The following is a 15,162-nucleotide window of genomic DNA, read 5'->3' as shown; positions in this document are numbered from 1 at the left end:
GGCACAAAAACAACTGATAGCATTGTGGAGAAATAAATGAAGACTGGTCGCTATTCCCTGATCATTTCCAATACTACATTTCCCGTTTTTTTCCCGGAACTTACATATTCATAAGCTTCCTGTATATCTTCCAGAGGATAATTGCGATCTATGACAGGTCTAAATTTATCCATCTGCATCAATTCTCGCACGACTTTAAGAGAGTTTTTGATACCTATGGGAAAAGGGAATTTGACTTGCTTATTGGTCATTGCCAACCAAATATTGACGCCATTTTTTCCTAGTTCTGTGGAAATATACACGCCCTCTTTTTTTAGCAAGTTCTTACAAGCCTTATATGAAGTTTTACCTACAGCATCAAAAACCAAATCATATTGATGACTACTCTCAGTGAAATCTTCAGTTTCATAGTTATACACCTTTGCTGCTCCCAATTTCTTGATCAAGTCCAAATTTTTAGTATTAGCAACGGCGTGCAATTTATCAACTTGTAAAGGTTTCGCCAGTTGCACTGCTGCTGTTCCGATAGCGCCTGTCGCTCCGTAAATGAGAACATCCTGACCTTTTCCTACATGGGCATGCCTATACACATTGAGTGCATAGTGTGCACCTTCTATACTTGCCGCAGCTTGCTGATGTGTTACGTTGTCAGCTTTGTGCTCGACGTTGCCCTCTGATTGTATCACTAAGTATTCTGCCTGTGAACCCAGAATGTTATCGTCAAAACCAAAAACTTCGTCTCCAATCTTAAACCTGGTCACTTCTGATCCAACTTGTTCCACAACCCCGGAGAAATCTGTTCCTGGCGTATTCTTACGAGGTTTAAATAAACCCGTAAAAAATCTACTGACAAAGTACATAGCAGAAGTCATTCCTGTATCCGTTCTGTTCACGGTGGTGCAGTAGACCTTGACCAAAATCTGGTCTTTAGCTGGTTCAGGTTTGATCTTCTCTACTACTGAAAAAACTTCAGGACCCCCATACTGTGTATAATGCGCTGCTCTCATATCTGCTCAAAATAATGAAAAGGTTTTCTATCATAAATAAAATTTATACCAACCCTACACTTCATTCGATGGAACACAATGCAACATCTTCACAAGCAAGAAATGAAATTTTGACAGTCGATTGCCAAATTGACATATAGGTTTAAAGGATATATGTAAAATTGTCAGGCATAGGGCCTGTGGAATAGATTTTGCATTATATGTAAGTGAAAAAATTATTTATTAACCATTTAAATTTTGAGTTATGTTACCAGTAAAAAATAGTTTGCTACCAACCGTCTCAAGATTTTTTGACGATGATTGGAATAATTTATTCGATTGGAATACAGGAAGTACTTTAGCAAGAAGTATGAACATGCCAGCAGTTAATATTCAAGAGAATGATGAAGATTATTTTGTAGAAATGGCTGCACCTGGACTTGAAAAAGAAAATTTCAAGGTAGAGTTAGACAAAAATCGTTTGACCATCAGCTACCACAATGGTAAGAACAATGAGGAAAAAAATGAAGATGAGCGATTTGTTAGAAGAGAGTATAGCTACACTTCATTCTCAAGATCTTTCCACTTAAACAAAAATGTGGTGGATGAGGACAAGATAGAAGCTAAATACCATAATGGTGTGCTCAACATCACGATTCCTAAAAGGGAAGAGGCTAAAGAAAAGCCAGCTAGACTAATCGAAATATCATAAGATTAATGATAGGGCGAGGAGTTCTCCTCGCCCATTTTTGTTTCACTTAAATTTTACAAGATGAGTAAGAATTATTTATATTCTGCCTTAATCGCCTTGCTCGTAAGCTTAATGACCATCGGCGCATTTCAGGTAATAGAAAAGGATGGAACCCCTATCCAAATTGAACACATAAATAAAACTCCATCTTCAAGTGCCGTTTTCACATTAAATGAAAATAATGAGATCGTTCCTCTGGATTTTACGAAAACAGCTGAGAAAGTCATTGATGCAGTAGTACATATCAAGTCTACTCAGCTCAATTCAGCCAGAGAAAATGCGCAGTTTAGACAGCCACAAATACCTGATGCATTCAGAGAATTTTTTGGTCCTGATCTGCGATTTGATATGAGGCCGGGTGGACCACAGCAAATGAATCCACAACCCCGAGTAGGCTCAGGTTCAGGTGTTATAGTAGGCTCTGATGGCTACATTATGACCAATAATCATGTGATTGATAATGCTCAGGACATCGAAGTAACACTACATGATAACAGAACTTATAAAGCGGTTCTTGTGGGAACAGATCCTACTACCGACTTAGCCTTGTTGCAGATTAAAGAAAAAAATCTGCCTACCGTTTCATTTTTAAATTCAGATGAAATTAAAATCGGAGAGTGGGTGCTGGCTGTAGGAAATCCTTTTAGTCTTAACTCCACAGTAACTGCCGGAATAGTTTCAGCTAAAGGAAGAAATATCAATATTCTAAAGGAAAGATATGCAGTCGAAGATTTTATACAGACAGATGCGGCTATAAATCCAGGAAATAGTGGAGGTGCATTGGTCAATCTAGACGGAGGATTAGTAGGTATTAATACTGCCATTGCCAGTCCAACAGGCGCTTACAGCGGGTACGGATTTGCAGTACCTTCTAATATTGTGCTAAAGGTGATGGAAGATTTGATGGAATATGGTGTTGTTCAGAGAGGTGTTCTGGGTATCATGATCAGAGATTTGGATGGTAATCTTGCGAGAGAGAAAAACCTCGACATTGTTAAAGGGGTGTATGTGGATACTTTGATGGAAAACAGTGCTGCAGCCGATGCCGGAATGTTGGCGGGTGACGTTATTGTTGAAATAAATGATGTTGAAGTCACCACCACTCCACAGTTGCAGGGTATGATTGCCAGATATAGACCTGGAGAAAAAGTTGAGATTACCATTGATAGAAATGGCCAGGAAAAGACTTTGGATGTAATTCTTAAAGACAGTAAAGGCGGTACCGAACTGGTTTCAAAAGAAAACGTAGAGGTGCTTAAAGTGCTTGGACTCGATCTGGAAGAAACTGATGGTGGTGTTATGGTCACTAAAATCTATCCAGGTAAAATCCGACGTCAAACTATGATGCGGGAAGGCTTTATTATTCAATCAGTTGATGGTAAGAAAATACGATCAAAGGATGATTTGATTAGAATCTTAGAGGGCAAGAAAGGTGGTGTGATGATGGAAGGTGTTTACAAAGACCTGCCCGGAGAACATTATTATGCTTTTGGAATGTAAAAAGATTGTTTATGGAACCCAACAAATATGATTCAACCGCGAAACCTGCGGAAACGATAGGTATCAAAGACGGAAAGTATTTAGTCAAGTTTCCTTTTCTGGATATTCCTGTTGAAATAGGAGATCACTATTACAAGAAGCATTTGGATAATTAAATACAAAGCCTGCTGGAATCAGCGGGCTTTTTCTTTTTTTCACTTAGCTTTGCATCATGCCGGATGTCTTGCTCATTACGCCTCCATTTACTCAATTAAACACGCCATACCCGGCCACTGCTTATATTAAAGGATTCCTGAATACTAAAGACATTGAAGGTTTTCAAATGGATTTAGGAATAGAAGTCATTCTCAAAATTTTTTCTGCGGGTGGACTTCGACAAATGTTTGGTACCACCAAACATTTGAGTAAAAAGGCCAATAGAGTAAATGCTTTAAAGGAAGATTACATTCGATTAATTGATCCGGTCATCGCATTTCTGCAAGGAAAAGCTCCCAGCATGGCAAGACAAATAGCAAGTGAAGAATTTCTACCCCGCGGGCCACGTTTCGACCAGGTGGACGATTTGAATTGGACTTTTGGAACCATGGGTTTTCAGGACAAGGCAAAACATCTTGCTACTATGTTTCTGGAGGATATATCAGATTTTATCATAGAGCATGTAGATCCGCATTTTGGATTCAGCAGGTATGCTGAGCGTTTGGGAATGAGTGCACATTCATTTGACGAATTATATACAGAATTACAAAACGATCTGACTTTTGTAGATCAACTTACATGGGAGATTTTAGGTCAATGTTGCAAGGCACAGGCTCCGAAATTGGTTTGCTTGTCTGTTCCATTTCCTGGTAATCTTTACAGTGCTTTGAGGTGTGGTCAGTTTATCAAGAAGCACTATCCACAAATAAAAATAGCGATGGGAGGCGGTTTTGCCAATACAGAATTGCGATCAGTGAATGATCCCAGGGTATTTGAATTTTGGGACTTTATCTGTCTTGATGATGGCGAACTTCCCTTAGAGCTCATTATCTCTAACATCAAAAACCCTCAACCTTCCAATCCTGACTATCAATTGTATAAACGGACCTTCTTGCTAGATAAGAAAGAAGTGGTTTATAACAACTATTCTCTGAGGAAGGATTATGCACAGAAAGACTTAGGAACGCCGGATTATTCAGATTTACCCCTCGATAAGTATATATCGGTTATTGAAATTGCTAATCCCATGCACTCCTTATGGAGTGATGGACGGTGGAACAAACTAACAATGGCACATGGATGCTACTGGGGAAAATGCACTTTCTGTGATGTTTCTCTGGCTTACATAAAGGATTATGAGCCTGTAGCCGGACCATTGCTCGTAGACCGAATGGAAAAGATGATAGAGCAAACCGGTGAGTGTGGATTTCATTTTGTAGATGAGGCCGCTCCACCTGCGTTGATGAGAGAGTTGGCCATGGAAATCATAGAACGGGGATTGGTCGTTTCATGGTGGACCAATATTCGATTCGAGAAAAGCTTCACGGGAGATTTATGCCGCTTGCTAAAAAAGTCAGGTTGTATAGCAGTATCAGGTGGATTAGAGGTGGCTTCAGATCGATTACTCAACCTTATAGACAAAGGAGTTACAGTTGAACAAGTGGCCCAGGTGACTAGAAACTTTACGGATGCTGGGATCATGGTGCACTCTTATTTAATGTATGGCTATCCTACACAAACTATCCAGGAAACCATTGATAGCCTGGAAATGACCCGGCAACTTTTCGAACAGGGCATTATTCAGTCAGGATTTTGGCACCAATTTGCACTAACAGCTCACAGTCCCATTGGCCTGGAGCCTCAAGCTTATGGGGTAACCCCACACATTGAAGAAATTACCTTTGCCCATAATGATGTGCAATTCACGGATGAAACGGGATTGGATCATTCCATTTTCAGTGAAGGACTGCGAAAATCACTGTACAATTATATGCACGGCGTCGGAATAGATTTTCCGTTGCAAGATTGGTTTGAGTTTTCAATTCCTGAAACGACCATCGATCCAAATTTTATTGCAGAAGCCTTAGAAGTGCAAGAGCATATGATTACTAAACCCAATGCATTGATCTATTGGGTCGGTAGTGAATTGACAATTGAGCAAGAAGGGAATAAATCTGTAATAAGGGTGTTTTCTAACGATGCAGAGGAAAGGGTCATTTTGAAAAGTGAAGATGCCTTTTGGTTGCAAAATTTTGTAAAAGATCGAGAGCCTCGAAGATTCATTGACCTGAAAAAAGATTACGAGCGCAATCTCGATCACTTCGAAGGATTTTGGTATAGTGATGAGATGTATGTCATGAGAGATTTTGGATTGTTAATCCTCTAATCGGATTTGGGTCAATATTATAACTACTGAGATTTTGTGTGAACGTTAATTGAAAGAACATTGAAAGTAGCAATTATAGGTGGTGGAGCAGCAGGTTTCTTTGCAGCGCTTTCTGTTAAGGAACATCATCCTAAAGCAAAAGTCCAAATATTTGAAAAGACTTCTAAGCTCCTGAGTAAGGTAAAAGTATCAGGTGGGGGTAGATGTAATGTCACCAATGGTACCACTTCCATTAGTGAGTTATGGAAAGCTTATCCACGCGGAGGGCGGCAACTCAAAAAAATATTTCACATTTTCAATACCAAACACTGTTTCGAATGGTTTGAGTCCAGAGGAGTGCCCCTCATGATCCAAGAAGACCAGTGTGTTTTTCCGGTATCTCAAGATTCGCAATCAATTATTGACTGTTTTCTCACGCAGTCTAATCTGCACAAAATTGAAATTCACCTAAAAAAAGCAGTCAGCCAGATCTTCGCAGATGATCAGTTTCGAATAAATCTCCAATTTAAGAAAGGAGATACTTTGACCTTCGACAAAGTCATCATCGCAACCGGTGGGTCCCCAAAGCTATCGGGTTTGAAATGGTTAGAGGAATTAGGGCACCAAATTGAAACTCCAGTGCCCTCCTTATTTACCTTCAACATGCCATCTGAGAAGATCACCGAACTGATGGGTATTGTGGTAGAGAAAACTTTAACTTCCATTCAGGGAACAGCGCTTAAATCAGACGGACCTTTGCTTATCACGCACTGGGGTATGAGCGGACCTGCAATATTAAAACTTTCAGCTTTTGGCGCAAGATATCTTTCTCAATGCAATTATCAGTTTAAGGTTCAGGTCAATTGGGTCAATGAAAGGAATAACGATGTGGTTAGAAAAGAGTTGGAAAGCATTGTCGAGCAAAATGCTCAAAAGAATCTCAGCAATTACAGGCCATATCAACTTCCGGATCGACTTTGGCAGTTTTTACTCGATAAATTACAATTGAGCGGAGAGAAAAAATGGAATGAGCTTGGAAAGAAAGGAATGAATCAATTAGTTGTTTTGTTAACCAATGATACCTACCAAGTTTCAGGAAAGACCACCTTCAAGGAGGAATTCGTGACCTGTGGAGGAGTTAGCCTGGAATCCATTAATATGAAAACAATGGAAAGTAAGGCAGTCAAAAATTTGTACTTTGCGGGTGAGGTAATGGATATTGACGCAATCACTGGAGGATATAATTTTCAGGCTGCATGGACGACTGCTTATATCGCAGGTATGTTAAAATAATAAGATGAAATACCTATTATATGGTGCCAATGGATATACTGCTAAACTTATCATAGAAGAAGCACTTCGAAGACAACATGATATTATTTTAGCTGGCAGATCCAAAGATAAGATTCTGGCAGTAGCCAGGCAATACGACTTGCCTTACCGAATATTCAACCTGGATGGGGCTACCAAAACATTTATAAATGACGTTGATGCAGTGCTCAATGCAGCTGGACCTTTTGCCAAAACTGCCGAACCGTTAGTAAAGGCATGTCTTGCAAGTGGAACTCATTATCTGGATATAACCGGTGAAGTCGAGGTTTTCGAAACGCTGAAACAATATCATGATCAAGCTAAGGAAAAAGACATGATGATTTTACCGGGCATAGGCTTTGATGTGATACCCACCGATTGCCTGGCGGTATATTTGAAAGAGCAAATGCCAGATGCAACACATCTTCAACTGGCATTTACTTCAGAAAATAGTGTTATGTCGCACGGAACAGCCATCACAGCCGTAAGTAAATTGGGCGAGAATGGTTTAACTAGAGAAAATGGTGTGCTGAAGGAGGTTCGTATTGCGCACAAGCACATGGAAGTAGACTTTGGAGAAGTGAAAAGAATAGTTGGAACTATTCCCTGGGGAGATGTTTCTACAGCCTACACATCCACTGGAATTCCCAATATTGAAGTTTATACTGCCATGCCTGCTTCTACTATCAGAATGATGAAATTATCCTGGTTGATCAATCCCATTTTGAGAACTTCCTGGGTTAAGAGTTTGGCAAAAAAATGGGTCAATAAAAATCTAACGGGTCCTGATGAAGAGCAGAATCAAAAGGGTTTTGCTTTGCTCTATGGAAAAGTGTGCAACAACCACAATGAAATCGTAGCGAGGCTGAAATGCCCAGAAGTTTACCGTTTTACCGCACTTGCGTCTTGTGAGATCATGGACAAGGTGTTGAAGAGCAAAATTAAAGTAGGATATCAAACGCCGGCCACAACTTACGGTTGGCAATTCATCAATGAAATAGAAGGATGCAGGTTTTATGAAATCTAAACTACACCCCAGAAATAAACATCGAGGCAGATACGATCTTGAAAGTCTAGTGAAAGCAGAGCCTGAACTTGGCCAACACATTTTTATCAATGATCACGGGGTGGAGTCGATTGATTTTTTCAATCCGGAAGCTGTGAAATTGCTGAATAGATCTTTGCTCATTAAATACTATGGCATTCAATTCTGGGACATTCCAGACGGATATTTATGTCCTCCGATTCCCGGCCGAGCTGACTATATTCACCATCTGGCAGACTTACTAGGCCAGCCGAAAGGGTCATCTATAAAAGTACTTGATATTGGAAGTGGGGCCAATTGTATCTTTCCGATCATAGGACATCAGGAATACGGTTGGAGTTTTGTAGGCAGTGAACTTGATGAAACCGCATATCTAAATGCCCTTAAAATAGTTGAAGAAAACAGTGTACTGAAAGGAAATATTGACATCAGAAAGCAAGACAATAAAAATCGATTCTTTCAAGGAATCATTAAAAAAGACGAGTTATTTGAATTCTCGATGTGCAACCCTCCATTTTATTCGTCAGCCAAAGAGGCTAAATCATCTAATCGCAAGAAAATAAAAAGTTTGAATCCAAAGTCAACAAGAAGCAAAAACTTGAATTTTGGGGGACAAGCAACAGAGCTTTGGACACCCGGAGGGGAGGAAGTCTTTATCCATAACATGATTCATGAAAGCAGGCAGTTACCCAACTCATGTTATTGGTTTACAACGCTGGTCTCTAAAGAGTCAATCTTGCAATCCATTTTCAAAGCTTTCCGAAGAGCAAAGGTAAAAGAATATAAAACTGTGGAAATGCAGCAAGGCAATAAGAAGTCGCGCTTTGTAGCATGGACTTTCTTAGATGACAAACAAAGGACCATATGGCAAGATGTCAGACTTGGAAAATAAAATCTTGGACTGGTAGTGGACAGAAAAATACATCGTACAATTTTTTAGGAATAAAAAAACCCTATAGCGAGCTTAAAGCCGCTATAGAGTTTTGAATTAGTAGGTAGACTTTTTATTTACTTAAAAATCATACTCACTTTTTTCTTCATGGAATTACTAACAGGTATAATTTGATTATTTAAAAGCTTCAATCCTTCGGAATAGCTATATTCCCTAACATGTAGAATATTAACGATATAAGATTGATGTACTCGCACAAATAGATGATTTAATTTATCTTCCATTGACTTCAAGGTTTTTGAAGCTACGTGCTGCCTGTTATCATCTGTATGAATTTCAGAATAATTGCTATCCGATTTTAGAAAAATGATTTCTTTAAAAGGAACGATAGTACAGCCTTCTCTGCTTTTGATCACAAGCCGATTAAGCTCTCTAAAGTCTATTTTCTTTAGAGGATTGGCAATTTCATCCTTGGAGAGCTTTACTACTTTCATTTCCGTATAATTAAATAATGTTCAAAAATTGTTTTAGATTCTTAGGTAAACATTATTCTGGTTCAGTAACTCTTATTTGCGCATTTGGCCCTGTAATTACAGTTGCTCCGCTTTCTATAGTTAATGTATGTATAGTCGCAATTTTGTCTGCGCCGATCCTTACAGTAACACCGGAAGGAATGGTGATGTCTTCACAAAACTCTGGATATCTGTTACGTGACCAATAGCTTTTATTGTCATACCAATTTGCTCCCTCACTGGGCCCGACCCAGGTTGTGGGTAAGTATTCTGTACAAATGTAATCAGGCTTTGAAGTGACTGTTCTGGCAATGGTTTCTGTCTTGGCACCATAGCCACTTGTCGCCGCTGCGGCGGATGCAGCTGCAACTCCATATGCAACTTCTGCTTCTGCTTCTGCTTCTGCTTCTGCTTCAAGTTCAGTAAAACTATTATCTAAAGTATCAGTTGACATCTCTGTACTGTCAATACTTCCTTCATTATTATTATTGTTGCTCACTTCATTGATTTCCACTGTTTTAACCCTAAACATATTGGCTTCATCAGTTTGAATAGTAACAGAAACACTAGCATATGAAGCATGTTCCATTTCTGCTTCCATTTCATTATCAGTGGTATCTTGTGTTGGAACGCCTGCTACTGCAACTGCCACTGCTACACCTCTGCCCTCGGGGTCCCAAGCTGTAGCTGTCGCAACAACATCTCCCGAACCGCTTGCTGGTATACTCACTGAAAGCTCCACATTTGCTCCGGCCCCTGAAGCCACTGCCGCTGCAAATTCATTGATGGCATAATCTGTATCAACTACAATCTCATCATATCCAACTGCTGCTGCAGAGGCTGCAATGGCGGCTGCCTGGAAGCCTACTTCAGCTTCAGCTTCTGCTTCTGTTTCTACTTCCGCCACAAAATCATTGTACGTAAATTCACCTTCTGGAAAATCTCCTAAATCTCCTGGTAATGAAGGACCTTCATCAACTATTTCCTGTCTTAAATTTTCAGGATTGTCATAGACTCTGGTCGAAGTTGCCGTACTAGCCGCGGCATCAGCATATATTGGGAAATTTGTATTTTTTGCTTGAATACCTACCGCTGCTGCAGATGCAGCTGCTGCATTGTATCCTACTTCTGCTTCTGCTTCTGCTTCCGCTTCAGCTTCATCTTCCTCTTCAAAATTTCCGGTTGAGGATCTGGATCCAGCTTTTTGTCTTTTGCCCTTGGCCTTGGCGGTTCGTGGATGTCTATATTCGTAGTATTGAGGTCCGTCTGCTTCATTACTCTGAGGAGCCTCATCCTTTGCTGTGAATGATATAGACGCACCGGATGCAGCATCTCCCGTTGAAGTTGGAGTGGCACTTGCAGTTGCTGCAAAAACAGTATCGGTGTCAGCAAAAGCTTCGGCTTCTGCTTCTGCTGAAGCAAAGATTAGTCCGAGGTCATAAGAATCGTAGGTGTCACCTCTTACGATCGTCTGATCATTTCTTCTCTGCTCATCACCTATGCTTTTTTCTGTACTGGTGGATGCTGAACTGGCAGTAGCTGCTTTTGCAGTGGCTCCCAGACCGTTGGATCCACCTGATCCTACAGCAACTGCAGATGCAGCTGCTGCATTGTTATCGACTTCTGCTTCGGCTTCTGCCTCTGCTTCTGCTTCTGCTTCTGCTTCAAACAAGCCTTTCCCATTACTTGTAGTAGGCTGATTTGTGTTAGAATTGAAATAATTCTCTTTTGTATAACTTCCTGAATAGCTGGCATTATTAAAACTTCCAGGTTCGTTATTACCCATAGGTGCATTTACAAATGGTGGTTCTAGAGGTACTAAGATATTCACTTCATCAGTAACTGCAGATGTAGCCACACTTACTCTACTGTCGGCTCTGCTAAAGTCACCAACTGAAGAAGTAGCTCCTCCACCTGATGCAGCTGCTGCAGCAGCACCGTACTGAGTCTCTGCCTCTGCTTCCGCTTCGGCCTCTGCTTCAACTTCAGCCTCTACATCAGCTTGCAAAAATGGAACTATTGTACTGTCTGCATATACCTGGTTTCCACCTCCAGCAGGAGGGTCGTTGACCTCATCATCTGGAGCCTCAAAAACAGGTGGATCACTTGAGTCCGGCGTTTCTGCAACAGGCATAGGTAAAGGAACATTTATTTTAGATGTGCTTGTAGATGTTGAAGTTCGTGCATCTCCCGAGAGTGCGATGTCAGCCGGATAAAGGTAGTATTTTCCGTTAGTAGCTACATAGAGCGCTCTTCCAGCTGCTGCCAAACTATAAGAAGTTCCACCACCGGCAACTGCTGCACCGTTATTTACCTCAGCTTCCACTTCTGTTTCAACCTCAGATTCGGCTTCCGCTTCTCCAAAGCCTAATATATCTACACCTGGATTCGGAGAGGAGGGTTCAAATCCACCTTCTGCAAAATTGGCAATGAAAGCCTTTTTAATAGCTGGTTCTTGTGTATCTGAAGAAATGGACCCACTGACTCCATTTAGTACTGAACAAAATGGGCTAGTTGCTGCTGAAGCAGCTGCTAAAGCCACTGCTGCTGCAATTTTACCAACTCCAGCTTCAACTTCCACTTCAGCTTCAGCTTCTGTTTCAGCCTCTACTGCTTCCAGAACAGTATCCCCTGGATCTTGCGCTAACGCGAAGGAAAAAGTAAGGCACAATAATAGGATGGTCGTGTAAAATTTAAAATTGATCATAAGAATGATTTAAAAGTGTTTTTCAAAATAGTCAAAAGTTTAAGTTCACTAGATGTGAGTAGTTTTAACATGATCGGCTAATGTAGATATAATATCGTTAACAATGTGAATATAAATAACCCTACAATTGTTTGATATTAAGTGAAAATATTTGTTTTTAATTAAAACAAACAGGTGGGGTATATAGTATATATAGCCTTTCTCACTAAATTAATATCATAGTTATTAGCACAATACATATATTAAAAATACATATATAATTTGCAAAAAATTTTGGTATTTTATGACAAGTGCTTAGTATTTGTCATTATTCGCCAACATAAAATGTTTGATTTGGTGTATAATAATTACGATTTGGTCAATTCTAGATTTTTTCTAGCGTAAAGTTATTTAATTTGTCTTTTAATCAGCTGAATGCTATCTCATTAATTTACAATCATTTAAGTAAAATCAAAAAACGTTTAGTTCATGGTGCTGGATCATTTTGAATAATATTCTTATTTATTCGAAGCGAACACTATTTAATGTTTTAATGTTGAATTAATCAACAATTACTATTAAACATTAAATTATGAAATTACTTTTACCATTTTTATTATCCTTTCTTTTTATTCACTTTTTAAGTGCTCAGCTTATCACACAATCTGATCCACTAATTCTTATTGTGGACAATAATACAGATTTAGTGGGTGCGCGGGATATGGTTCCCGGAGATGGCAAGTGTATGGATATGGATGGAAACTGCACATTAAGGGCAGCGATCGATGAAGCTAATGCTAGTACTGGAGATGTTCTTATTGTATTGCCTGGTACATTACCAGGGGGTGTAAGTGGAACATATGAAATCGCAAGAAGTCCATCCAGTGAATCCGTAAGTTTATATGAGGACAATAATGAATATGGAGATCTTGATTTAAATGGAAGTTTCACAAGCCTACATATACAAGGAACAGGTACACCTGGTCCGCAGATCAGAGTCAATTTTAGCAGCCAGGAAAGAGGTTTTCATATAGGTGATGGTAAATCCGTAAAAATTGAACGAATATACTTCAATCAATTATCCAGTAGACGTGGATCGCAAGGTAATCAGGATGGAAGTGGTCCAGAAGGTGTAAATGGGACAGATGGTGATGATGGTGGAGCTATTTATGTGGGTGCTAATTGTACTTTTGAAATGGATCAAGTGACATTTGTTCAATGTACCACCGGTGGGGGTGGACAAGGTGTTACACCAAGTTCTGAAGCTGGCACTACTACAGGTGGCGATGGTGGAGATGGTGGTGATGGAGGTGCTGTCTATATAGGTTCTGGTACCACTGCACAAATTACAAGAGCGACTTTTCAAGGTTGTGCTACCGGTGGAGGTGGTGGTGCAGGAGATGCCGGCGGACCGGATGGCGGAAATGCTGATGGTGGAAACGGTGGTAATGGCGGTAATGGAGGAGCAATTTATTGTGCCGGAAATCTAACACTTTTAAGTTCTACACTAGTAGGAAACAATGGAGGTGGAGCCGGTGGAGCTGGTCAACCTAAAGGTGACGGTCAAGCTGGAATACCAGGTAGTCCTGCTCAAGGAGGAGGTGTGGCTGTGGCACAAAGGATACCCGGAACAGCCGAAGTCACGAATGAAGGAACATTGGATTTTCAGAATAATGTAATAGCCAAAAACGAACCTGCAGGAGCAGCGCAAGATTTATTTCAAGATACAACTGCAAGTGAATCGGCCTTAATCAGTAATGGTTATAACATGATCGGTATTACCGCTGGTTTAGGAACTATATTTATGGAGCAGGAGACAGATACTTTGGGTGGAATGTCCAATAGTCTTGATCCGCAAGCAGGAGGAATTCAAAACCAGGATACCTATGCAGTACCTATATTAGAATTTGGATCTAATAGTTTGGCTATAGATAATGGTACAACCATAGCTACATTTGATTATGATGGTAGAGGATTTGTTCGTGGAGCAGATGGAAATATACCAGATAGGGGAGCCTGGGAATATCAAGCACCTCAAAGAGTAGATTCTTTAAGAATAACTGAAGTTGATCCAAATACCAGCGATGGAACTGGAGAGTTTATTGAAATATACAATGCAGGTAACTACAATGTGCAAATAGATGAATATTTGACAGTAGCTTTTGACGACCAAGGCATGTCATGCTTTATGGGAAAAATGTTTGGTGAAATTGCACCAGGAGAGTACTTTGTTTTTGGTGACTCTGCAGTCAATAATCTCGACCAACCCTTTGACTATGCTGGTGCACCAGATGAGTGTGGAGGAGCAGATGAACAGTTTCTCAATTCACAAGGAGCGGTTGCACTTTATATTGGTCAAAAGCCCGATGCCTTTACTGCCGGAGACCGATCGATGCAGAGGGTGGATGAGGTTTCCTATGACAATACTGCTACTAGATCAAGTATGATGTTTGACTTTTGTGCAGCTTTTGGCAAGTCAGATGGATGCGAAGGGTCAGATTCAGGAGATGGTGAGAGTATTCAGATTGAATCTGATGGTACCAAAGTCTCTGGTACACCCAATCCTGGTACAAGCGGTGCGACAGTGCCGGTTGAATGGTTATCCTTTGAAGCTTATTCTCATAAGCCAGAGCAAGTGGTTGTGGAATGGGCCACAGCCTGGGAGGTTAATAATGAAGGCTTTTATATTCAAAGACTTGATAATAGGGAGTGGGTTAATGAGTACTTCGTGACTCCAGGAGTGAATAGAGCGCAAGAAAATACTTATAGAAGCGTGTTGTTTGACATAAAACCTGGGAATCACTATTTTAGAATAAAGCAAGTGGACTTCAACGGGGAATATTCTGTGACTGAAACGAAATCTGTATTGGTTCGAGGGAAAGGTCATATCGTTATAGCTCCAAATCCGGTGTCTACGTATTTAAGCATTTCGTTGGATGATATAAAATCGCAAAAAAGCGAAGTATATGATGTGATGATTAGAACTATAAATGGTCAATTGGTTTCTAAAAATACATTAAGAATATCCTCAGAACCAAATAATATTAATATACAGCATTTTAATAAAGGGATATACGTTATTAGTATTTCCAATGGTATTCAAACTTCAAACATGAAATTTACTAAATTGTAATCAAG

The 15,162-nt window shown here is 40.1% G+C and carries 11 protein-coding genes; 8 read left to right on the top strand and 3 right to left on the bottom strand.

Annotated features, from left to right (window positions below):
- Positions 1 to 50 precede the first annotated feature (50 nt).
- Positions 51 to 1,007 carry an NAD(P)-dependent alcohol dehydrogenase gene (locus L2567_RS03430; RefSeq protein ID WP_235296295.1) on the bottom strand — a complete coding sequence of 319 codons (957 nt, stop codon included), beginning with the start codon at positions 1,005 to 1,007 and terminating at the stop codon, positions 51 to 53.
- A 244-nt stretch (positions 1,008 to 1,251) separates the two neighbouring features.
- Between L2567_RS03430 and L2567_RS03425 the strand changes: the two genes are divergently transcribed.
- The 7 genes from L2567_RS03425 to rlmF are packed head-to-tail and all read left to right on the top strand — an operon-like array spanning position 1,252 to position 8,826.
- The gene (locus tag L2567_RS03425; protein ID WP_235296294.1) at positions 1,252 to 1,698 is read left to right on the top strand and encodes an Hsp20/alpha crystallin family protein; all 447 of its coding nucleotides are present in this window, start codon (positions 1,252 to 1,254) and stop codon (positions 1,696 to 1,698) included.
- Positions 1,699 to 1,758: 60 nt separating this feature from the next.
- A complete protein-coding gene (locus L2567_RS03420) occupies positions 1,759 to 3,237 on the top strand; it encodes a Do family serine endopeptidase (RefSeq protein ID WP_235296293.1) in 1,479 nt (492 codons plus the stop codon).
- An 11-nt stretch (positions 3,238 to 3,248) separates the two neighbouring features.
- Positions 3,249 to 3,392, top strand: coding sequence for a hypothetical protein (locus L2567_RS03415; RefSeq protein ID WP_235296292.1), 144 nt, complete (start codon positions 3,249 to 3,251; stop codon positions 3,390 to 3,392).
- Between the two features lie 56 nt (positions 3,393 to 3,448).
- Complete coding sequence (locus L2567_RS03410) at positions 3,449 to 5,599, top strand: B12-binding domain-containing radical SAM protein (RefSeq protein WP_235296291.1); 2,151 nt, start codon at positions 3,449 to 3,451, stop codon at positions 5,597 to 5,599.
- Between the two features lie 60 nt (positions 5,600 to 5,659).
- Complete coding sequence (locus L2567_RS03405) at positions 5,660 to 6,871, top strand: BaiN/RdsA family NAD(P)/FAD-dependent oxidoreductase (RefSeq protein ID WP_235296290.1); 1,212 nt, start codon at positions 5,660 to 5,662, stop codon at positions 6,869 to 6,871.
- Between the two features lie 4 nt (positions 6,872 to 6,875).
- Entirely contained in the window at positions 6,876 to 7,916 is a 1,041-nt protein-coding gene (locus L2567_RS03400; RefSeq protein ID WP_235296289.1) for a saccharopine dehydrogenase family protein, read from the top strand.
- Positions 7,906 to 8,826: a 23S rRNA (adenine(1618)-N(6))-methyltransferase RlmF gene (rlmF, locus tag L2567_RS03395; RefSeq protein ID WP_235296288.1), complete on the top strand. Its 921-nt coding sequence runs from the start codon at positions 7,906 to 7,908 to the stop codon at positions 8,824 to 8,826. Before L2567_RS03400 ends, rlmF begins: the two co-directional genes overlap by 11 nt.
- Positions 8,827 to 8,942: 116 nt before the next feature.
- Here rlmF and L2567_RS03390 read toward each other — a convergent pair whose 3' ends face one another.
- Both L2567_RS03390 and L2567_RS03385 read right to left on the bottom strand, forming a co-directional pair.
- Positions 8,943 to 9,320, bottom strand: a complete 378-nt coding sequence (locus tag L2567_RS03390; RefSeq protein ID WP_235296287.1) for a LytR/AlgR family response regulator transcription factor — start codon at positions 9,318 to 9,320, stop codon at positions 8,943 to 8,945.
- 52 nt (positions 9,321 to 9,372) lie between these two features.
- A complete protein-coding gene (locus L2567_RS03385) occupies positions 9,373 to 12,045 on the bottom strand; it encodes a hypothetical protein (RefSeq protein WP_235296286.1) in 2,673 nt (890 codons plus the stop codon).
- Between the two features lie 571 nt (positions 12,046 to 12,616).
- Between L2567_RS03385 and L2567_RS03380 the strand changes: the two genes are divergently transcribed.
- Positions 12,617 to 15,157, top strand: coding sequence for a T9SS type A sorting domain-containing protein (locus L2567_RS03380; protein WP_235296285.1), 2,541 nt, complete (start codon positions 12,617 to 12,619; stop codon positions 15,155 to 15,157).
- The last annotated feature ends 5 nt before the right edge of the window (positions 15,158 to 15,162 follow it).

It is taken from the genome of Portibacter marinus (genome assembly GCF_021533195.1).
Taxonomy (GTDB): Bacteria; Bacteroidota; Bacteroidia; order Chitinophagales; family Saprospiraceae; genus Portibacter; species Portibacter marinus.
The sequence above is the reverse complement of the archived record's forward strand: the minus strand, read 5'-3'. Positions and strand labels throughout refer to the sequence as shown.